At 59.0% G+C, this 21,763-nt stretch carries 16 protein-coding genes and 1 tRNA gene; 9 read left to right on the forward strand and 8 right to left on the reverse strand.

What is annotated here, in order from left to right; all coding sequences use genetic code 11:
- Positions 1-48: 48 nt before the first annotated feature.
- Both QQG91_RS10745 and QQG91_RS10750 read right to left on the reverse strand, forming a co-directional pair.
- A complete protein-coding gene (locus QQG91_RS10745; RefSeq protein WP_285770226.1) occupies positions 49-1,410 on the reverse strand; it encodes a TolC family outer membrane protein in 1,362 nt (453 codons plus the stop codon).
- A gap of 83 nt (positions 1,411-1,493) precedes the next feature.
- The gene (locus QQG91_RS10750) at positions 1,494-2,147 is read right to left on the reverse strand and encodes a protein-L-isoaspartate O-methyltransferase family protein (protein ID WP_285770227.1); all 654 of its coding nucleotides are present in this window, start codon (positions 2,145-2,147) and stop codon (positions 1,494-1,496) included.
- 141 nt (positions 2,148-2,288) lie between these two features.
- On the opposite strand from QQG91_RS10750, the gene QQG91_RS10755 reads away from it, so the two are divergent.
- Positions 2,289-2,362 (forward strand) — tRNA-Cys (locus QQG91_RS10755).
- 151 nt (positions 2,363-2,513) lie between these two features.
- On the opposite strand, the gene QQG91_RS10760 is transcribed toward QQG91_RS10755, so the two are convergent.
- Complete coding sequence (locus QQG91_RS10760; RefSeq protein ID WP_285770228.1) at positions 2,514-4,796, reverse strand: adenosylcobalamin-dependent ribonucleoside-diphosphate reductase; 2,283 nt, start codon at positions 4,794-4,796, stop codon at positions 2,514-2,516.
- A 149-nt stretch (positions 4,797-4,945) separates the two neighbouring features.
- Here QQG91_RS10760 and QQG91_RS10765 point away from each other — a divergent pair, with 149 nt between their 5' ends.
- Positions 4,946-5,377, forward strand: a complete 432-nt coding sequence (locus tag QQG91_RS10765) for a DUF1489 family protein (protein ID WP_285770229.1) — start codon at positions 4,946-4,948, stop codon at positions 5,375-5,377.
- A gap of 33 nt (positions 5,378-5,410) precedes the next feature.
- Here the strand turns inward: QQG91_RS10765 and hisG are convergent, their stop codons facing one another.
- Genes hisG through hisS form a run of 3 tightly spaced genes read right to left on the reverse strand, consistent with a single transcriptional unit; the run spans position 5,411 to position 8,678 of the window.
- Positions 5,411-6,103 (reverse strand): ATP phosphoribosyltransferase, encoded by a 693-nt coding sequence (hisG, locus tag QQG91_RS10770; RefSeq protein ID WP_285770230.1) that lies wholly within the window; start codon positions 6,101-6,103, stop codon positions 5,411-5,413.
- Positions 6,100-7,185, reverse strand: a complete 1,086-nt coding sequence (locus tag QQG91_RS10775; RefSeq protein WP_285770231.1) for an ATP phosphoribosyltransferase regulatory subunit — start codon at positions 7,183-7,185, stop codon at positions 6,100-6,102. Before QQG91_RS10775 ends, hisG begins: the two co-directional genes overlap by 4 nt.
- Positions 7,185-8,678 (reverse strand): histidine--tRNA ligase, encoded by a 1,494-nt coding sequence (hisS, locus tag QQG91_RS10780; RefSeq protein ID WP_285770232.1) that lies wholly within the window; start codon positions 8,676-8,678, stop codon positions 7,185-7,187. The genes QQG91_RS10775 and hisS overlap by 1 nt, the downstream gene beginning before the upstream one ends.
- 135 nt (positions 8,679-8,813) lie before the next feature.
- On the opposite strand from hisS, the gene QQG91_RS10785 reads away from it, so the two are divergent.
- Complete coding sequence (locus tag QQG91_RS10785) at positions 8,814-9,017, forward strand: SlyX family protein (RefSeq protein ID WP_285770233.1); 204 nt, start codon at positions 8,814-8,816, stop codon at positions 9,015-9,017.
- Position 9,018: 1 nt separating this feature from the next.
- Here the strand turns inward: QQG91_RS10785 and QQG91_RS10790 are convergent, their stop codons facing one another.
- Both QQG91_RS10790 and dnaE read right to left on the reverse strand, forming a co-directional pair.
- Positions 9,019-9,837, reverse strand: a complete 819-nt coding sequence (locus QQG91_RS10790) for a hypothetical protein (RefSeq protein WP_285770234.1) — start codon at positions 9,835-9,837, stop codon at positions 9,019-9,021.
- A gap of 88 nt (positions 9,838-9,925) precedes the next feature.
- Positions 9,926-13,429 (reverse strand): DNA polymerase III subunit alpha, encoded by a 3,504-nt coding sequence (gene dnaE, locus QQG91_RS10795; RefSeq protein ID WP_285770235.1) that lies wholly within the window; start codon positions 13,427-13,429, stop codon positions 9,926-9,928.
- Positions 13,430-13,653: 224 nt separating this feature from the next.
- On the opposite strand from dnaE, the gene xdhA reads away from it, so the two are divergent.
- Genes xdhA through QQG91_RS10825 form a run of 6 tightly spaced genes read left to right on the forward strand, consistent with a single transcriptional unit; the run spans position 13,654 to position 21,734 of the window.
- A complete protein-coding gene (gene xdhA / locus QQG91_RS10800; protein WP_285770236.1) occupies positions 13,654-15,015 on the forward strand; it encodes a xanthine dehydrogenase small subunit in 1,362 nt (453 codons plus the stop codon).
- Positions 15,012-17,318 (forward strand): xanthine dehydrogenase molybdopterin binding subunit, encoded by a 2,307-nt coding sequence (xdhB, locus tag QQG91_RS10805; RefSeq protein ID WP_285770237.1) that lies wholly within the window; start codon positions 15,012-15,014, stop codon positions 17,316-17,318. Before xdhA ends, xdhB begins: the two co-directional genes overlap by 4 nt.
- The gene (gene xdhC / locus QQG91_RS10810; RefSeq protein WP_285770238.1) at positions 17,308-18,234 is read left to right on the forward strand and encodes a xanthine dehydrogenase accessory protein XdhC; all 927 of its coding nucleotides are present in this window, start codon (positions 17,308-17,310) and stop codon (positions 18,232-18,234) included. The genes xdhB and xdhC overlap by 11 nt, the downstream gene beginning before the upstream one ends.
- A complete protein-coding gene (locus QQG91_RS10815; protein WP_285770239.1) occupies positions 18,231-19,748 on the forward strand; it encodes an ABC transporter ATP-binding protein in 1,518 nt (505 codons plus the stop codon). The genes xdhC and QQG91_RS10815 overlap by 4 nt, the downstream gene beginning before the upstream one ends.
- Positions 19,741-20,829, forward strand: coding sequence for an ABC transporter permease (locus QQG91_RS10820; RefSeq protein WP_285770240.1), 1,089 nt, complete (start codon positions 19,741-19,743; stop codon positions 20,827-20,829). Before QQG91_RS10815 ends, QQG91_RS10820 begins: the two co-directional genes overlap by 8 nt.
- On the forward strand, positions 20,829-21,734 hold the full coding sequence (locus QQG91_RS10825; protein WP_285770241.1) for an ABC transporter permease: 906 nt from the start codon (positions 20,829-20,831) through the stop codon (positions 21,732-21,734). Before QQG91_RS10820 ends, QQG91_RS10825 begins: the two co-directional genes overlap by 1 nt.
- Positions 21,735-21,763 lie beyond the last annotated feature (29 nt).

Consider the following 21,763-nt stretch of genomic DNA (forward strand, 5'->3'; position numbering starts at 1 on the left):
ACAACTCCAAGGCCAAGCAGTTAACGAAAGCTGTGGGAAAGCTGTGGATTACTTTCCGAGAGCTTCAAGAACGCGATCCAGCGCCTTGCCCTGCTCCGAATAGGAAGTCGGAGCATTTTGCACGAGATTGTAATAGGTTAGGGGGTCATAGGTCTGAACGTTGAGCTTGAGCTGCTCGGCGGTCAAAAGGCCCATCGCCTGAAGAATCGCATAGCTGGCCAGCACTTCATTGGCACGCGCATCAAGTGCATTGGCACGCGCATCGAGCAAATCCTGCTCGGCATTCAGCACCTCGAGCGTGGTGCGCGAGCCCAAACGGGCCTCCTCGCGGACACCATCATAGGCGCTTTGCTGTGCCTCGATTGCCCGAGAATAGGCATCGCTTGCCGCACGCGCCACCGAGTAGTTCGCATAGGCGTTGCCAACCGCCTCTTGCACGGACAGGGTCGCAAGGTGGAGCTGCGCGCGCGCGTTGTCACGCCGTGCCATCGCTTGACGAATGACGCTGGCCGAAGCACCGCCGTTATAGACGGGACCGCTTGCCGTCAGACCGACATCTGCCGCGCTCCCCCAAGTGCCGCCGGATTCGACAAACCCGACACTCCCCGAGAGCCGAAGAGTCGGCTTGGTGGATGCCTGAGCACGGGTTATCGCCATTTCTGCGGCCGTTACCGCATGTTGCGCCTGAATGATTGCAGGATGGTTGCGCACGGCAAAAGCTTTGGCCTCTTCCACGCTATAGGTCACAGGCGCAGGGCGCGCCGCTGCGGGGCTCGACGGAGACCGCCCGATTGCAACGCGGAACGCCTCGATCGCGCGGGCAAGGTCGCCTTGGGCAACGGCAAGAAGGCTGCGCGCAGAGGCAAGACGTGCCTCGCTGAGCGCCACATCGGTTTTCGTGATTTCGCCAACGTCGAAACGGTCCTGCGCGGCACGGAATTCTTGGGTCAGGACGCGCACGTTAGCTTCGCGCAATGCGACAAACTCGCGGCCCGTTACAACGTCGAGATAGGCACCAACCGCGCCCAGCAACACCTGTTGCTCGACATTGACCAAGGACTGCCTCGTTGCGAGAACCGTTTCTTTCTGGATATCAAGGCCGATCTCGTTCGCACCGAAGTCGAAAAGCGTATAGCTCCCGGTAAGGCCGATCTGGGTGGTTTTGCGTTTGAGATCGTCGATAGCGCCCGAGAAGCCTGTTGTTGCGGTCCAATTGATCACAGGACGCAGCGAGGCCATCGCTTGCGCGACATCTTCATCGGCCGCCCGAAGCACCGCTCTGTTCTGTTCGAGCAAACCGCTGTTGTTATAGGCACTTGCAAGCGCGTCGGCGAGAGTTTCAGCCTTCGCAAGCGGGGCGGCAAACGCCATGGCCACCGCAGCAGCGAACGTCATCATCGATTTGCGCATTCAATCTTCCCTCGAATGAATTTGTCCCTTTGGGACATATACGTTGCCCCGCGGGTTTTCCGTCACTCGCAGGGAAGCATTACTTAGAGCGCGAAAGCACGTTCCTTGGCAAAACCTTCAAGCACGGGCGCACCCGCGTTGAAAGCATCACGCCAGTTGATCTTGCCGTCGAGCTTGTAACCGATCCGCACAACACCAAGAGCACCTTCGGCAAACAGAGCACCGATGCGACCGCCCTCTTTAAGCTGAGATATGATCGCGTCGGGCATAGTTTCAACGGCGCCTTCGAGAATAATCACATCATAGGGTCCAGACTTTGCCGAACCGTTAACAAGCTCGCCCGTCATGACGGCAGCATTGTCGATACCTTGTTCGGAAAGAGTGGTCTGGGCATCGTTCGCCATGGTTTCATCGGATTCGACGGCGACGACGAATTCGGCAATCTTGGCCAGAACGGCGGTCGAGTATCCAAGCCCGCATCCCAGATCGAGAACGACTTCGCTCGGCTTGACGTTCAACGCGTCGAGCATTTTGGCAAAGGTGCGGGGCTCAAGCACGACACGCGTCGCCGACAGATCGATATTTTCACCGATATAAGCGGCTTCGCGCTTGTTCGAAGGCACGAAAAGCTCGCGCTTGACGTCAAGCATCGCGTCGATGATCGGGAACTTTGTCACATCAGACGGACGGACTTGAGTATCGACCATCATGATCCGGCGGGAAGTATAGTCTACCACGAGCGTAACTCTTTCGTTCATTAGCCTGCCAGCGTCATGCCACAAGTCGTCGCGAGGGACAATAACCCAAAGGCCACGGTTTTCGCCAATCAACCGCTTGCAGACCCCTAAAATCCGCGCTATCTGACCTCCACCACTGGCGGCGAGTTGGCGGAGTGGTGACGCAGCGGATTGCAAATCCGTGTACACCGGTTCGATTCCGGTACTCGCCTCCAAGGGTTTCCCCCAAAATGAAATCACACCGAGCCGCTAGACGCGGAGCGACCCTTTTGACCGAGCGTGCGTTCGGCTTTGCGGAAGACTTCATCGCAACAAAAATGCCGCCCGAGGGCGGCATTCTGTTTCAGATCAGGCAATCGGCGCGGATCATCCGCATTTGCTGTAGCCGCATGACGGACAAGACGCGCAGCCGCTCTCCATTTTCATGCCGTATTCACCACAAGTCGGACAGGCTTTGCCGCGCGGCGCCTCTCCGACGACCATGGCTTCGGCTTGGGGATCGACCTTGAGGTGCTTGCCCTCGCCTTCGATGAATCCGATGGCGACCATGTGCTGTTCGAGTACACCACCGATGGCCGCAAGAATCGAAGGCACATATTTGCCCTTCATCCAGGCTCCACCGCGCGGGTCGAACACGGCCTTGAGCTCTTCCACCACAAAGGACACATCGCCCCCGCGACGGAACACCGCCGAGATCATACGGGTCAAGGCGACCGTCCATGCAAAGTGCTCCATGTTCTTGGAGTTGATGAACACTTCAAACGGGCGGCGATGGCCTGCGATGACCACGTCGTTGACGGTGATATAAATCGCGTGCTCGCTGTCGGGCCATTTGACCTTGTAGGTATTGCCTTCAAGCGCTGCGGGACGATCGAGCGGCTCGGACATATAGATGACTTCGGCATCATGCGAGGCGGTCTGCGGCGCTTCGCTCGGGGTTTTGTCCGAGGATTCCGACACGGACAGAACCGAACCTGTCACATCATTCGGACGATAGGTGGTGCAGCCCTTACAGCCTGTATCATAGGCTTCCATATACACCTCTTTGAACGACTCGAACGAGATGTCTTCGGGGCAATTGATCGTCTTGGAGATCGACGAGTCGATCCACTTTTGCGCGGCGGCCTGCATCCGAACGTGTGCCAGCGGCTCGAGTGTTTGCGCGTTGACGAAATAGTCGGGAAGCTCGGCATCCGCGCCGAATTTGTCGCGGTAAAGCTTGACGGCATAGTCCACGACTTCTTCCTCGGTGCGCGAGCCGTCTTTCTGAAGAACCTTGCGGGTGTAGGCATAGGCAAACACCGGCTCGATACCGGACGAGACGTTGCCTGCATAAAGCGAAATGGTGCCCGTCGGCGCGATCGAAGTGAGAAGTGCGTTACGAATGCCGTGCTTGGCGATTGCATCGCGCACATCGTCGTCCATTTGCTTCATGTTGCCGGAGGCAAGGAACTTGTCCTTGTCAAAGAGCGGGAAGGCTCCCTTTTCTTTGGCAAGCTCGACCGAGGCAAGATAGGACGCGCGCGCGATCTGCTTCATCCAGGCTTCGGTCTGCGCCGCCGCTTCGGGCGTGCCGTACTTGAGCCCGACCATCAAGAGAGCATCCGCAAGACCCGTAACCCCAAGACCGATACGACGCTTGGCCTGTGCCTCTTGCGCCTGTGCTTCGAGCGGGAAGCGCGACGCATCGACAACGTTGTCCATCATGCGCACGGCAGTTGCGACAAGGTCATCAAGCGCGGCGGGGTCAAGCTTTGCGTCCTTTTCGAACGGGTTCGAGACCAGACGCGCCATGTTGATCGAACCGAGGAGACATGCGCCATAGGGCGGCAAGGGCTGCTCGCCACAGGGGTTGGTGGCGGCAATCGTCTCGCAGTAGTTGAGATTGTTCATCTCGTTGATGCGGTCGATGAAAATCACACCCGGCTCGGCGAAGTCATAGGTCGACTGCATGATACGGTTCCAGAGGTCACGTGCCTCGACCGTCTTGTAGATTTTGCCGTTGAACTTGAGATCCCATGACTTATCCGCCTTGACCGCCTCCATGAAGGGATCGGTGACCAGCACGGACATGTTGAACATACGAAGACGTGCGGGATCAGATTTGGCGGTGATGAAATGCTCGATATCGGGGTGATCGCAGCGCATCGTCGCCATCATCGCGCCACGGCGCGAGCCTGCGGACATGATGGTGCGGCACATCGCATCCCAGACATCCATGAACGACAGCGGACCCGATGCATCCGCCGCTACGCCGTGAACCAAGGCGCCCTTGGGGCGGATGGTCGAGAAATCGTAACCGATCCCGCCACCCTGCTGCATGGTAAGAGCCGCCTCTTTGAGCATATCGAAGATACCGCCCATCGAGTCGGGCACGGTGCCCATCACGAAGCAGTTGAAGAGTGTCACGGAACGCGCCGTGCCCGCGCCGGCAGTGATGCGCCCGGCGGGGAGGTATTTGAAGTCCTCAAGCGCCGAATAGAATTTCTCTTCCCATTTCGCCGCATCCTTTTCGACGGATGCAAGCGCGCGCGCAATGCGGCGCCACGTGTCCTCGACAGTTGTATCGAGCGCTTTGCCCTCCGCATCTTTGAAGCGATACTTCATATCCCAGATCTGTTCTGCGATCGGCGCGGCGAAACGTGACATAAGCGAGAATCCCTCAATTTGGTATTTTGTTTTCGGCCCACTACATATTGCGCGAAACCCAGAAGGGTCAACCTATATATAGGTAAATTTCAACTTGCCCGTCGGAGGCATCGGTATAGATACTGAGAGTGCAAGTGGGGAGTCGGACAATGACAAAATACACGCATCTAATCAAGCTCTCGGTCGGATCGGATACGGTCGAAGACCTTGCCGCATGGCAACGGCTCCCTCAAGCACAATCGCCCGACGGATACCCTTGGCACATCACGCGGATGTGGCCCAAGCGCGAGGACGATGTGCTCAATGGTGGGTCGATTTATTGGGTGATCAAGGGCGTCATCCAGTGCCGAAACAAAATTACCCGACTCGACGAAGTGATGGGCGGCGACGGGATCCGACGCTGCGCCATTGTTTGTGACCCTGAACTTGTTCGGGTGGAACCGACGCTCAAGCGCGCTTTTCAGGGCTGGCGCTACTTCAAACCCGAAGATGCACCCGCCGATCTTGGCCGTGTGCGCGACGGCGAAGACGCGCTTCCCGCCAGCCTCAGCGCGGCACTTGCCGAAATCGGCGTGAGATAAAATACCGCGCTTAGCGCGCCCTGTCGGACCTTATCAGACAGAGAGCGCCTCTTCGAGCGACCGAAGGATCGATTTGTTCTCGCCCAACCAATCCGCGGTGCGGCTCTTGAACAACGTCGCCTGACTGGAGTGGATCGGGCCACCGCCAAGGATCTTGAGACCGTTGGCGCGGAGCGTTTCGCCCGTGGACGTGATGTCCGCGATTGCTTCGGCCGTCTCGTTTTTGACGGTGCCTTCGGTTGCGCCTTGGCTATCGACAAGCTGATAGTCGGCGACCCCGTTGTCCCGCAGATACTCGCGCACCAGACGGTGATACTTGGTCGCGATCCGAAGACGGAACCCATGCGTCTTGCGAAAAGCCGTAGCCGCCGCATCGAGATCATCAAGCGTATCGACATCCACCCAGAATGTGGGAACGGCTATGATCAGATCGGCACCGCCAAAGCCCATCTTGGCCACTTCGGCGATGCGCTGCTCCCACGCGGGGACCTTCTCGCGCACAAGATCAGAGCCAGTCACCCCAAGGTGGATACGGCCTGCGGCGAGTTCGCGGGGAATCTCGCCTGCGGAAAGCAGCACGAGCTCCACCCCGTCGATCCCTTCGACGGCACCGGCGTATTCGCGCTCGGAACCCGTTTTAAGAAGTTTGACACCACGAGCGCCGAACCACTCGAAGGTTTTTTCCATCAGCCGCCCTTTGGACGGCACACCAAGTTTGATGCTCATGCCTGCTCCTTCAGGGCGACGACGACTTCGGGACGGATCACTGCGCCAACTGCGGGAACCTCGCGGCCCTGACCGAGTTGACGGGTCAGGGCATCATAGCGCCCCCCAGTCGCAACAGGAGGAAGATCAGGACGGCTCGTGGCATAAAACCCGAAAACAAACCCGTCGTAATATTCGAGGGTTGTGCGCCCATAGCTGCCTTCGAATTCGAGATCGGTCACATCAATACCGCGCGCAGCCATGGCTTCGAGCCGCTCGCTCAACCGCCCAACAGCGGGTAGGATCGCGGGAAGATCGACAGCGATATCACGCAGCGCACTCAGCGCATTCGGACAGGTTTCCCGAAGGCTCAAAAGCTCGTCGAGGATCGCGATTTGCTCGCTCGAAATCGGAGCCGTCTCGGCATCGGCCCTGAGCGCGACAATGCGTGCTTCGATCTCGGAACGCGACCGCAATCCAATCTCGGGATGATTACCTGCAAAAGGATCGGCAGAGGCAAGCAACGCCGCACGCGAGGCAGGCATCTGTCCCCGCCCCCCGAAACGGTCCAGCAAAGCGCGGAAACGGCGCGGTCGCCAGATGTGGCGCAAAAGCGCAGCCTTGCGCGCGTCCGAGGTTTCAAGACCGCGCACCGCAGCCATCAAGATCCCGAGATCGCCCGTAGCGGCGCGGATCGGAAGCCCTTTGAGCTCGCGCGAAATAACGGCAAAGACTTCGGCGTCCGCCTTGGCGGGGTCAGAGCCGTCAAAGACTTCGTAACCGACCTGAATAAACTCATTCGGACGGCCTGTGTCCTCTTCCTGACGGCGGAACACCTTGCCTGCATAAGTATATCGTGCAGGCTCGGCAAAGGTCTCCATATGCATCTGGACCACAGGCACAGTGAAGTCGGGACGCAGCACGAACTCGCCGTGGATCGGGTCTTGGGTCACATAGGCCCGCGCACGGATATCTTCGCCATAAAGGTCGAGCAGCGTGCCGGCGGGCTGCAATACGTCGGCCTTTACCGAGATCGCACCTTCGGCCTCGAATGCAGCGCAGAGACGACGCGCCTCCAGCAGGATTTCGGGACGCGGCGGCATCAGTTCTGCCCGTCCAGAATTTCGCGCACTTTGGCGACAAGCTCACTACGTGGCACTTCGTATTGGCTCGGGCGCTCTTTCCATTCGTCCAAAGTGGCGTTCTGGGCAATCTGGGCCCCAAGGACGAGGTCCTTGATCTGGACAACGCCCGCCACTTTTTCGGAGCCGCCTTCGATCACGGCAACGGGAGAGTTCCGGCTATCGGCATACTTGAGCTGGTTTCCGAAGTTCTTGGGGTTTCCAAGATAGACCTCGGCACGGATACCCGCATTGCGAAGCTCTGCCACCATGGCCTGATAGTCGGCCATACGGTCGCGGTCCATAACCGTCACGACAACAGGCCCCTTTGCGGTCGCGGTCAAACGCCCCTTGGCGCGAAGCGCGGCAAGCAGACGGTCGACACCGATCGAAACCCCCGTCGCAGGCACTTCCTGCCCCGTGAAGCGCTTGACCAGATCGTCATAGCGCCCACCACCCGAGACCGACCCGAATTGACGCGGGCGTCCCTTTTCGTCGAGAATTTCGAAGGTGAGTTCCGCCTCGTAAACGGGGCCTGTATAATACCCGAGACCGCGCACCACCGAAGGGTCGATGACGATACGGTCCGCGCCATATCCCTGCGCATCCAAAAGCTCGGCAATGGTTTCAAGCTCGTTCACACCGTCATTGCCGGTGTTCGAACCCGTTACCAACTCGCGCAGGCGAGCGACCGTTGCAGCCCCACTGTCACGACGCGCATCCATAAAGCCCATGACGATCTCGGCCTGCTCGGGCGAAAGACCCGCCCCCTTGGTGAAATCGCCCGAAGGGTCTTTGCGGCCCTCACCAAGCAGCGCGCGGACACCATCGGTTCCAAGGCGGTCCAGCTTGTCGATGGCGCGCAGCACGATGCCGCGCTCGTTCACGAACTTATCGGGATCATTCGGATCGAGAACCCCGGCAACCTCCATCACGCCGTTGAGAACCTTGCGGTTGTTCACCCGCACAACATAGTCGCCGCGCGGAATACCGACGACTTCCAGCGTGTCCGAAAGCATCGCGCAAATCTCGGCATCGGCGGCGACCGTCGCCGCGCCAACGGTATCGGCATCACACTGATAGAACTGGCGGAAACGGCCCGGACCCGGTTTTTCGTTGCGCCAGACGGGTCCCATCGCATAGCGGCGATAGGGCGTCGGAAGATCATTGCGGAACTGTGCGTAAACGCGTGCAAGCGGGGCGGTCAGGTCATAACGAAGCGCGACCCAATCGCTGTCGTCTTCCTGCCAGGCGAAAACACCCTCGTTCGGGCGATCCACATCGGGGAGAAACTTGCCCAGCGCCTCGACCGTTTCAACCGCGCTCGTTTCCAGAGCCTCGAAGCCATAACGATGATACACCCCTGCGATCTGGTTGAGCATCGCGGCACGCTCGGTGACCTCTACGCCAAAATAATCGCGGAAACCTTTGGGCGTGATTGCCTGTGGGCGGGGTTGTTTCTTGTCCTTGGCCATTTTGTCCTCGGTCGGTGGTTTGCTCTGCCTTTAACGTGCGCAGCCCCCGAGAGCAACGCAGGCTTTGCGTGTTTGTATGCCTCAAGCGCGTGCGGCGACATAGACGGCGTGCTTGGAGGCTGATAATGGAAAAGCATGTCAGACATAATACGCCTCGAAGAAAAGATCGCGCACCTCACCCGAATGGTCGAGGAGCTCTCGGATGTGGTCGCCAAGCAGCAGGTCGACCTTGATCTGGCCAAAAGGCGGATCGGGATGCTTCTGGAGCGTGAGGCCCAGCGCGAAATGGACGGCGAGAGCATGATCCCGCTGGCCGATCAACGCCCCCCGCATTGGTAAACTAGGGTTCGCGCAACTCGACGGAAACGACACGGCCTTCGTGGATGAGGATGTCGGCCCAATGCGCATTGGTGCCGAAGGCTTCGTAAGCTGTTAAAAAAGTTGTCGCTTTTGCCAGTTCATCAAGTTGCCCGCCACAGGGCTCGCCGATCGTCACGCTGCAAAACCGCGACTGGATCTCGTCATAGGCACGATCGGTTGCGCTGGTTGCCTTGCGGCCTGCCTGAAACCGCAGCATCTCATAGGTCCCCACATCGCCGAACATCACCATTGCGGCGGTGAATTGACGGACACAGCCATCGGGAAACCCCGTGAGATAGAAACTGCGCGGGGCTTCGGTGTCGCCGCCCGCATCATAAAGACCATAGCCCGAAGCAGAGGTGACGCGCGCGCCAAGCTCATTCGGCGCAATTTCACAATTGGTTCCGATCTCGCCATAGGGCAATAGTGTGCCGCTGGTCACGCGCTGCGAGGCCGGCCCGATGATCGGCTCATCCACCTGTTCTCGGGCAGGCTTGCGACTCAGAAGCCCGAACAAACTGCGTTTCGGCCTAGAGACGGTCTCTTCCTCAGGAATGTCGTCCGTCGCGTCTGTGTCATGCGATGGGCCCGGCGTTGACACGGTTTCATCGGTTGCGCTCTTGGGCAACAAACGGGCAAAGAGCCCTCTGCGCGCGGGAGCCTCTTCAACCGATGCGATGGCCAGAGACTCGCCCTCTGGCGCAAGCTCGATATCCTCAAGTCTGTTCACTCGATCAAAGGGATTGCCACACCCCGACAAAGCAAGCCCCATTCCGAGGACCAGCACATATTTCTTCATGGTATCCGTCTCGCCGCCGCGCCCACTCTACCGTTGGGTTAACAACGGGTCTAAGGGACAATCCCAGATGCGGCAAGCCCGAGTGGCCTTAGACTTCCTCGACCTCGATCACGCCGTTCAGCGACTTGATCGCGCCCTTGATCTGCGGGTTGAGCGGAAATTCCTCGCCGATATCCAATTCGACTTCACCCGGAAGATCGGGCCGAAGCAGGCAGAAATAGATCGGCCCCCTACCCCCGCGGACCTTGTCACGGCGCGCACTCTCGAGGACTGAAGCAACCGAAGCAATCGCCTCTTCCTCGTCGACGAATATCCTTAGCCCCGTGCTGCCTGCATCGGCGACAACGTTATCGATCGGCGAAACAGACCGCGCCAGAAGCTTGAGCTGATCGCTTTCCATGGTCGCTTCGACCTGAAGCACCACCTGTGCACCGGTCTCCAGAAAATCGCGACAAGCCTCGAGCGTATCCGAGAAAATCGTCACCTCGTAACCACCTGTCGGGTCGGAAAGCTGCGCAAAAGCAAAGCGGTTTCCTCGCGCAGACTTGCGTTCCTGCCGTCCCGACACCGTGCCCGCCATTTTGACGATACACGCACCGCGCTCGGCCTTGGCCGTCACTTCGTCAAGGGTCAGCACCTGCTTGCGTTTCAGCGCAGGAAGGTAGTCGTCCAGCGGGTGACCCGAGAGATAGAACCCGATCGCCTTGAATTCTTCGGCCAGACGTTCCGCAGGCAGCCAGTCGTCACAGCGCGGCAAACGCGGCTCGGGCAAATCATCCCCCGCATCCCCGAAGAGAGACACCTGATTGGACGACTTTTGTTCATGCACGGCCGCCGAATATCCCGAAAGCGCATCAAGGCTCTCGAATACGCGGCGCCGATTGCTGTCGAGTTGGTCAAAGGCCCCTGCGCGGGCCAGCATCTCCAACGGTCGTTTGCCCACACGTTTCAAATCCGCGCGGCGGGCGAAATCGAACAAGTTCACGAAAGGCTTGTCGCCGCGCGCTTCCACGATCAGCTTCATCGCCTCGACGCCCACGTTCTTGAGCGCGCCCAGCGCATAGACCAGTTTCTGATCGACCACATCGAAGGTCGCGAGCGATCGGTTGACGCAAGGCGGGATGTAATCGATCCCGAGACCCTTTTTCACCTCTTGGAAATAAACGGCGAGCTTATCCGTCAGGTGGATATCGCAGTTCATCACCCCCGCCATGAATTCGACGGGATGGTTCGCCTTGAGCCATGCGGTTTGATAGGACACCACCGCATAGGCAGCCGCGTGCGATTTGTTGAAACCGTAGTTCGCGAATTTCTCCAGAAGATCGAAAACCTCGCCGGCTTTCTTTTCGGGGACGTTGTGCGTGGCCTTGGCACCCTCGATGAACTTGGGGCGTTCCTTGGCCATTTCTTCGGCAATCTTCTTACCCATCGCGCGGCGCAAAAGGTCCGCGCCGCCAAGACTATAGCCCGCCATGACCTGCGCGATCTGCATCACCTGTTCCTGATAAACGATGATGCCCTGCGTTTCAGCAAGGATATGGTCGATGGTCGGGTGGATCGATTCCAGCTCCCGTTTGCCGTGCTTGACCTCACAGTAAACGGGGATGTTTTCCATCGGGCCGGGACGATAGAGCGCCACGAGCGCCACGATGTCCTCGATACAGGTCGGCTTCATGCGCTTGAGCGCATCCATCATACCTGTGGATTCCACCTGAAACACAGCGACCGTTTTTGCGTCGGCATAGAGTTTATAGGTGCGCTCGTCATCCAGCGGGATCGCGTTGATCTCGTTCTCGGCGCCCTCGGCCGGCTCGTAAAGCTTGCGCCCGTCCGCTGCGACATGAAGCGGGCGGCCTGATTTGAAAATGAGGTTCATCGCCGACTGGATCACCGTCAACGTCTTGAGCCCGAGGAAGTCGAACTTCACAAGGCCCGCCTGCTCGACCCATTTCATGTTGAACTGGGTCGCAGGCATATCCGAACGCGGATCCTGATAGAGCGGCACAAGCTCGTCGAGCGGACGATCTCCGATCACCACGCCTGCAGCGTGGGTCGAGGCGTTGCGCAAGAGCCCCTCGATCTTCATCCCATAGGTCAAAAGTCGATCTACGACTTCCTCGTTGCGGGCCTCTTCGCGAAGTCGCTCTTCCTGCGCCAAAGCCTGTTCGATCGAGACGGGCTTAACGCCTTCGACAGGGATCATCTTGGAGAGGCGGTCGACCTGACCATATGGCATCTGGAGAACGCGCCCAACGTCGCGGACGGCCGCTTTGGACAAAAGCGCGCCGAATGTGATGATCTGCCCGACTTTGTCGCGACCGTATTTTTCCTGCACATAGCGGATCGTTTCTTCGCGACGATCCATGCAAAAGTCGATGTCGAAGTCCGGCATCGAAACACGTTCGGGATTGAGAAAACGTTCGAAGAGAAGCGAGTAGCGCAAAGGATCAAGGTCGGTGATCGTCAGCACATAAGCGACGAGTGAACCTGCACCCGACCCCCGCCCCGGACCGACGGGAATGCCATTGTCCTTGGACCATTTGATAAAGTCGGCAACGATCAGGAAGTAGCCGGGGAACCCCATGCCTTCGATGATATCAAGCTCGAACTGGAGCCGTTCTTCGTAAACCTTGCGGTCCGCAACCGCCTTGATCACCGAAAGGCGCTTGTCCAAACCTTCCCAAGCCTGACGGCGAAGTTCCTCCACCTCGTCGTCGGCGAATTTGGGGAGGATCGGCGCACGCTTATAAACCTTGAACGCGCAGCGCTTCGCAATCTCGACTGTGTTTTCAATCGCTTCAGGAAGATCGGCAAAAAGCGCAACCATTTCCTCTTGGCTCTTGAAGTAGTGTTGCGGCGTGAGACGACGGCGCGGCTCTTGCTGATCGACATAGGCGCCTTGGGCGATACAGATAAGCGCGTCGTGGGCCTCATAGATGTCGGGCTTGGGGAAATACACATCATTGGTCGCCACGAGCGGGATATCCATGTCGTAGGCCATTTCAATATGCCCGCGCTCGCTCAATCGTTCGGCTTCGGGAAGACCGCCTTCCTCGGGGTGGCGCTGTAGCTCGATATAAAACCTGTCGGCATAGATGTCGTGAAGCGACCTGACCAAAGCTTCGGCCTTGACGCTCTGCCCCATGCGCAAGAGCCGCCCGACAGGGCCATCCGGACCACCGGAGAGACAGATCAATCCCGCATTATGGGCCTTTAGGTCATCTAGTGTCACATGCGGAAGCTGGCCGCCCTGATCCAGATAGAGCGCGGAATTGAGCTTCATCAGGTTCATGTAACCTTGCTCGGACTGCGCCAAGAGAACGATCGGCGCAGGCGGCTCGGGGCGTTTTCCGGGCTCGGGCGCGACATAGGCCAAATCGATCTGACAGCCGACGATCGGTTGAACACCATCCTTGCCCGCATATTCCGAAAATTCGAGCCCGCAGAACATGTTGTTCGTATCCGTCACGGCAACGGCGGGCATGTTCATTGCAGCCGCCATTCCCGCCAGTTTCTTGACGCGAACAGCGCCTTCCAGAAGCGAATATTCGGTATGGACGCGGAGGTGTATAAATCTGGCAGAGTCACTCATGTGCCCAAGCTACTCCAGCCGTCCCCCAGAGGGAATAACCAAAGGCGCGCCGCAAAGGTGCCCATTTTTTGCGCATTCGCATAGGGACGTGGCGACCCTCGGACCCTTTTCTCTTGCCAAACCGCGTTTTCCTTTGGTCTATTCAAGAACAACACGGGCACAGGATCTACGCCGCATCGATCCTGTAAGGACCCCTTCACGACGGTAAGGCGGCGGGTTTTCACATGGATATCGAGTTTCTTCTGAACGGAGAGACCATTCGGTTGACCACCGCGCCGACTCGGACTTTGCTCGAGTGGCTGCGTGAAGAGCGCGATTTGAAAGGCACCAAAGAGGGATGCAACGAAGGCGACTGCGGGGCCTGCACCGTGGTGGTTCAGGATGAAAACGGGATCAAGGCGCTCAATGCCTGCATTCTCTTTTTGCCGCAACTTCACGGCAAAGCGGTGCGCACGGTCGAAGCGCTCGGATCGAATGGCCTTCACCCCGTTCAAACGGCCATGATCGAACATCACGGGTCTCAATGCGGGTTCTGCACACCCGGGATTGTGGCCTCGCTGGTTGCGGGTCATGCGCAGGGACGGACAGATCACGATACCGTTCTGGCAGGAAACCTTTGCCGCTGCACCGGTTACGCCCCCATCATAAGGGCCGCCCAAGCCGCCGAAGGTGCCGAGCGCCCCGACTGGATCGAGGAGGATCACCAAAAGCTCTCGACCCTCAGGGCGCCCGCGCCCTTTGCACCGCAGACCTCGGACGAACTTGCCGCTTGGTATGTCGATCATCCCGATGCCCAACTGATCGCAGGTGCGACGGATGTCGGTCTTTGGGTCACAAAGCAGCTCAGAGAATTGCCGAACGTCGCGTTCCTCGGGAAATGTAGCGATCTTCAGCATATCCGCGATTTGGGGGACCGCCTTTGGATCGGCGCGGCTGTCACCATGACCGCGCTTCGTTCGGCTTTGCTCGAAAGCCATCCGACTTATGCCGAGTTGATCCGCCGTTATGCCTCGGAGCAAGTGCGCAACGCCGCAACCATCGGCGGGAATATCGCGAACGGCTCGCCGATCGGCGACAATCCACCCGCGCTGATTGCCATGGGTGCGCAACTCCAGCTCAGGCAGGGCGATGCGCGGCGCAGCCTCGCCCTCGAGGACTTTTTCATCGATTACGGCAAACAGGACCGCAGAAACGGTGAGTTCGTGGAAGCCGTCTTGATCCCCAAAACAGTGCCCGACTTCAAGTGCTACAAAATCTCCAAGCGCTTCGATCAGGATATCTCGGCTGTCCTTGGATGTTTCAACGTGACGGTGGAAAACGGCACCGTGACCGCGGCGCGGATCGCCTTTGGCGGAATGGCCGCAACTCCGAAACTTGCAACCCATGCAATGCAAGCGATGGTGGGCGAGACATGGTCCACGGACACGATCAACCGCGCCAAAGCCGCCATGGAAAAAGACTTCCGTCCGATCAGCGATATGCGAGCAAGCGCGGGGTATCGACTTGAGGTCGCAAAATCCCTCTTCGACCGCTATTTCGCCGAGCGGGCGGGACAGGTAGTCAATGTTCTGGAGGTCCGCGCATGAGTGTCCATCGTTCCTCCCCCCATGACAGCGCACCTCTCCACGTCACAGGCGCCGCGCGCTATGTCGATGATATCCCGCTTCCGCGTGGCGCGCTTCACCTCGCATTCGGTCTATCGACCATCGCTAAGGGCAAGATCACCGACATGGACCTTTCCTCGGTCCGCACTGCTCAAGGGGTCGTTGCCGTTCTGACGGCAGAGGATCTTCCCTTTGCCAATGACGTCTCCCCCGGAGCGCATGACGAGCCGCTTCTGAGCGACGGGACAGTCCATTATCACGGCCAGCCGCTTTTCCTCGTCGTTGCCGAAAGCCATCTGCTCGCACGCAAAGCCGCACGGCTGGGGAAAATCACATATACCGAGGAAACGCCGATCCTCACGATCAAAGAAGCATTGGCCGCAGATAGTCGTTTCGAGGACGGTCCCCGTGTCTGGAGCAAGGGGGATAGTCGAACGGCAATCAAATCCGCGCCGAACCGGATCTCGGGCCGGATCACGATGGGCGGGCAAGAGCATTTCTACCTTGAGGGTCAAGCTGCGCTGGCATTGCCGCAGGATAACGGGGATATGGAAATCCATTCTTCGACCCAGCACCCGACCGAAATCCAACACAAGGTGGCCGAAGCTCTGGGCATTCCGTTTCACGGTGTGCGGGTTGAAACGCGGCGAATGGGGGGCGGTTTCGGCGGCAAGGAAAGCCAAGGCAACGCACTTGCCGTGGCCTGCGCCATCGCCGCAAGACTGACGGGGCGCGCCTGCAAGATGCGCTATGACCGCGATGACGACATGGTGATCACGGGCAAGCGGCACGACTTCGAAATCGACTACGAGGTGGGGTTCGACCAGAGTGGCCGCATTCTCGGGATCGAGTTCGACCAGAAGACCCGTGGCGGCTGGGCGCTTGATCTGACGCTTCCTGTGGCGGATCGCGCGATGCTTCATTCCGACAACGCCTATTTGCTGGATCACGTCACGATCACATCGCATCGGCTCAAGACCAACACCGCCTCGGCAACGGCGTTTCGCGGGTTCGGCGGCCCCCAAGGCGTGCTCGGGATCGAACGGGTGATGGATCATATCGCCCATACGCTTGGGGCTGATCCCGTCGACGTGCGGCGGATCAACTATTACGCACCGATGCAGGCGAACCCCGCCGCGGCGAACCCCGTCAATACGACGCCCTACGGGATGGAAGTCACTGACTTTATTCTGGGCGAAATGACCGAAAACTTCCTCGCAAGTGCGGCCTATGCCGAAAGACGTCGAGAGATCGATGCTTGGAACGCCGCGCAGCCTATTCTGAAAAAAGGGCTCGGGTTCTCGCCGGTCAAATTCGGTATCTCGTTCACGCTTACCCATCTCAACCAAGCGGGTGCCTTGGTGCACGTTTATGCCGACGGTTCCATAAGGATCAACCACGGTGGAACCGAGATGGGCCAAGGACTGTTCCAGAAAGTCGCGCAAGTCGCGGCCCAGACCTTTGGCGTGGATCAGGCCGCAATCAAGATCACCGCAACCGACACGGCCAAGGTCCCCAACACCTCGGCGACGGCTGCCTCTTCGGGTTCCGACCTCAATGGAATGGCCGTCAAAATCGCCTGCGATACGATCAAGGACCGTATGGCAGAAGTCGCGGCACAGGTCCTTGATTGCACCTCCGCAGAGCTACGCTTCGAAGGCGGGCACGTGCACGGCCCGTCCAAATCGCTGCTCTTTGCCGAGCTTGCGGCGCTGGCGTATCAGTCACGCGTCAGCCTATCGTCCACGGGGTTTTACAAGACCCCCGACCTCAGCTGGGACCGCATCGCAGGCAAAGGCCGACCGTTTTTCTATTTTGCCCAAGGTCTTGCGCTTACCGAAGTGGTGATCGACACCCTGACAGGAGAAAACCGCATTCTGCGCGCGGATATTCTCCATGACGCAGGCGCGTCGCTGAACCCCGCGCTTGATATCGGACAGGTCGAAGGCGGCTATGTGCAGGGCGCAGGATGGCTCACCACCGAAGAGCTTGTCTGGGACGACAAAGGAAGGCTGCGCACCCACGCGCCCTCGACCTACAAAATCCCTGCCTGCTCCGACCGTCCCGACGTCTTTAACGTCGATCTTTGGGATGCACCGAACCCGATGGCAACGATCTATCGGTCAAAAGCGGTCGGCGAGCCCCCTTTCATGCATGGGATCTCGGCGTTCTTGGCCCTTTCGGACGCGATTTCCGCATGCGGGCCGAAATACCCGATGCTCGATGCGCCCGCGACACCCGAACGCATTCTTGCCGCCATCAAGAGGGCCCGAGATGAGCTTTGATCGCAGAGCACTTCGCCGCCATCTCCAAAGCGGACCCACCGTGCGGGTGCTGATCACCGCATCGGCGGGATCAACACCGCGGGAAGCGGGCGTATCGATGCTCGTGCAACACGACAGGATAATCGGCACGATCGGCGGCGGTGCGCTCGAACAAGAGGCCATCGCGCTGGCGCGAGACATTCTGGAAACAGGCAAGGCACAGAGCCGGACCTTCCCGCTTGGTCCGTCACTCGGCCAATGTTGCGGCGGCTCGGTCACTCTGGTGTGGGAACGCTTGACGAGCGAGGACTGCAAAGGGGATGGGCCGTTCGTGCGGCGGATCGATGGTCCTGCAAATCCCCCCGAAGCCGTCGCGCGCCGCGCCGCCCTGATCCGCAAAGGCGCGCTTCCCCTGATGATCGAAGGCTGGCTGATCGAAGCCGAAACGCCTGCGCGGCGTCCACTTTGGATTTGGGGCGCGGGGCATGTGGGTCGCGCCTTGGTTCAGGTCCTCTCGCCGCTCGAGATTTTCGACATCACGTGGATCGACACGGATCAAATCCGCTTTCCCGTCCAAGTTCCCCCCGAGGTGGAAACCGTAGCGGCTCAAGAGCCCGAGCGGCTTGTCGCTTTTGCCCCGAAGTCGGCCGAACATATCATACTGACCTATAGTCACGCGCTTGATCTTGCTCTGTGCAATGCGCTCTTGGCGCATGGTTTCGAGCGCACAGGCTTGATCGGGTCTGCGACAAAATGGGCCCGTTTCAGCAAAAGACTTGGAGAAATGGGCCATTCCCCTGCGAAAATCGCTAGAATTGATTGCCCGATCGGCAATCCAAGTCTTGGCAAACACCCCCAAGCCATTGCAGTTGGAGTGGCAACACAAATGCTGACGCAAAGCAGCAAGCTTGCGCGACAAAAGGGAGAGACAGGGTGAGGGAAAAGCTGCTCGAGCTCAAAGGCTTGACCAAAGCCTATCCGGGGGTCGTTGCGAACTCGGATGTGACCTTTACCATCGGCAAAGGCGAGATCCACGCGCTGCTGGGTGAAAACGGAGCGGGTAAATCGACGCTGGTCAAAACGATCTACGGGCTCGTCAAACCTGACAAGGGGACGATGCTTCTGGACGGTGCCGAGTTCCGTCCCGCCGAACCCAAAGCCGCCCGCGCAAGCGGCATCGGCATGGTCTTCCAGCATTTCTCGCTTTTCGACGCGCTCAATGTGGCCGAGAATATTGCGCTCGGAATGGAAAACCCACCACCGTTTTCTGAGCTATCGTCACGCATCAAATCCGTTTCGGAAACCTATGGACTTCCTCTTGATCCTGCGCGGATCGTCGGCGACCTGTCGGCAGGCGAGCGCCAACGGGTCGAGATCATCCGCTGCCTTCTCCAAGACCCGCGTCTTTTGATCATGGACGAGCCGACGTCGGTTCTCACCCCGCAAGAGGTCGCCACGCTTTTCGACACCTTGAGGCTCCTATCGAGCAAGGGGACCGCGATCCTCTATATCTCGCACAAGCTTGAAGAGATCCGCACCCTGTGCGAGCACGCCACGATCCTGCGCTTGGGCAAAGTGGTCGGAACTTGCGACCCGCGCGAAACATCTGCCCGCGATATGGCCGAGATGATGGTCGGGAGCAAACTTCACACCCCCACCAATGCAGGCAAAAAGGCGGGCGAGATTCTGCTTGAACTCAATGGGCTGAGTGCCCCTGCCCCCCATCGGTTCGGCACAGCGCTCAAGGCCATCTCGCTTTCGGTGCGGTCGGGTGAAATCGTCGGCATCGGCGGTGTCGCGGGCAACGGCCAAGACGAGCTTGTCGCCGCGCTTTCGGGGGAAATGGGAACCGGTGCCCAGATGATCTTTCTTGACGGCAGGGACATCGGCGCAGCGTCTCCGAACGAAAGGCGCGCCTTGGGCCTTTGCGCCGCGCCCGAAGAGCGGAACGGCCATGCGGCAGCCCCCGATATGACATTGACCGAAAATGCCCTTTTGACCGCGCGCACCCGCAAGCAGTTGACCAAGAACGGTTTTGTCGATTGGGACAAGGCACGGGAATTTGCGCGCGATGTCATCGCGGCCTTTGACGTTAGGACGCCGGGCCCCGAAAACGCTGCACGCTCGCTGTCGGGCGGCAACCTACAGAAATTCGTGATAGGTCGCGAAATCATGCAAAAACCGCGAGTGCTCGTCGTGAACCAGCCGACTTGGGGTGTTGACGCCTCGGCTGCGGCTTCGATCCGCCAAGCGCTCCTTGATCTGGCGGCCGAAGGGGCGGCGGTCGTGTGTATTTCACAGGACCTCGACGAGCTGATGGAAATATCCGACCGTTTTGCCGCGCTGAACGGGGGAGAGCTTGCCGCACCGCGCCCGACCGAGGGACTTACGGTGGAAACCATCGGACTGATGCTGGGCGGCGCCCACGATATGGAGCCTGCCCATGTTTAAGCTGGAAAAACGACCCCAACCGTCCAAAGTCTGGACCTTCGGCGCGCCGATCCTTGCCGTTGTCCTGACCATCATACTCGGCATGGGTCTCTTTGCGATTTTGGGCAAGGACCCGATCCTTGCTACCAAAGTGATCTTTTGGGACCCCCTGTTCGGAGAGTTTGCCGATCTCGACCGACCGAACGTCATAAAAAAGGCCGCGCCGCTGATCCTGATCGCCATCGGCCTTTCCTTCGGCTTTCGTGCAGGCATCTGGAACATCGGTGCGGAAGGGCAATATATCATCGGCGCTATAACGGGTGCGGCGCTTGCGCTCTCGTTTTATCCGATGGAGGCCCGCTGGCTTATCTTTCCGCTCACCATCCTCTTCGGAGCCTTGGGCGGTCTGGTCTGGGCGATGATCCCTGCACTCTTGCGGGTCTACTTTAAAACGAATGAAATTCTGGTTTCGCTCATGCTTGTCTATGTGGCCGAGGTCTTGATCAAAGCCATGGCCATCGGCGCGCTGCGCGACCCTGACGGGTTCGGCATGCCCGGATCGCGGGACCTCAGACGGTTTGCGTCCGCCGCCAACCCCGATCTGATCGCAGGATCGGGTATCCACCTTGGTGTCGTGGCCGCGCTTTTGTCCGTCGTCGCCGCCTATATCGCTTTGACCCGCCATCAATTCGGCTTCGACGTGCGTCTTGCGGGTCAAAGCCCGCGCGCGGCCGCCTTTTCGGGCGTGAACCCCAATCGGCTCATCCTCGTGTGTATGGCCATTTCGGGCGCACTTGCAGGGCTCGCGGGTGTGTTCGAAGTGACGGGCCCGTCGGGTAAGATCCTCGGAAGTTTTCCGACCTACTACGGATTTACCGCGATCATCGTTGCGTTCTTGGGCCGCTTGCATCCCGTCGGGATCTTGCTCGCGGGCATCCTACTTGCGCTGACCTATATCGGCGGCAATCTTGCCGAACAGTCGCTGGGACTGCCGGCCGCTGCGATCAAGTGCTTCCAAGGGCTGCTCCTCTTTTCGCTCTTGGGCGTTGATTTGCTAACGAATTACCGGATCAAATTTCGCACCAAAGGGAAGGCTCAGTAATGGATATCAACCCGATCCTTCTTCTTGCAGCTTTGATGGTGGCCTCGACCCCCATTCTCTTGGCCGCCATCGGTGAACTCGTGGTCGAACGCGCAGGCGTTCTCAACCTCGGGGTCGAAGGTATGATGATCACAGGGGCCGTCTGTGGCTATATCGTCGGCCACGGAACCGAGAACCCCTATATCGGCTTTGTCGGTGCAGCCTTTGCGGGCGCGGCTCTTTCTTTTGTCTTTGCTGCCCTGACCCAGTTTCTGCTGACCAATCAGGTCGCAACAGGTCTCGGGCTGACGATGTTCGGCCTCGGCCTTGCCTCGCTTATCGGCCAAGGTGCGACAGGGTCGAGTGATCTTATCGTGGGCAAGCTCAACCTGCCGATCATATCCGACATTCCCGTGATCGGTCGCATCTTGTTCCAGCATGACCCGATCGTCTATGTGAGCCTTTTGCTCGTTGCAGGAACTTGGTGGTTCCTGTCGAAATCCCGCGCGGGGCTGATCCTCCGCGCGGTCGGGGAAAACCATGATGCAGCCCATGCGCTAGGATATAACGTGCGGCTCGTGCGCGTCCTCGCGATCCTCTTCGGCGGCGCTTGTGCGGGGCTTGCAGGGTCCTACATCAGCCTTGTCCGCGTGCCGCAATGGATCGACGGAATCACCAGCGGCGCAGGCTGGATTGCGCTCGCGATTGTCGTCTTTGCGAGCTGGAATCCTTGGCGTCTGATTGCAGGTGCCTATCTTTTCGGCGGAGTCACCGTTCTTCAGCTCAACCTACAAGCGGAAGGCTTGAAAATTCCTACGGAATATCTGTCCATGGCACCATATTTAGCGACGATCCTCGTGCTCGTCGTGATACGAGCAGGACGCGCGCCCGGTTCGCTGGGCAAGAGTTTTCATCCCTCTTCCTAAGAGGGTCGATGCAACGGCCGGGGCACAGT

It is taken from the genome of Marivivens sp. LCG002 (assembly GCF_030264275.1).
Classification (GTDB): Bacteria; Pseudomonadota; Alphaproteobacteria; order Rhodobacterales; family Rhodobacteraceae; genus Marivivens.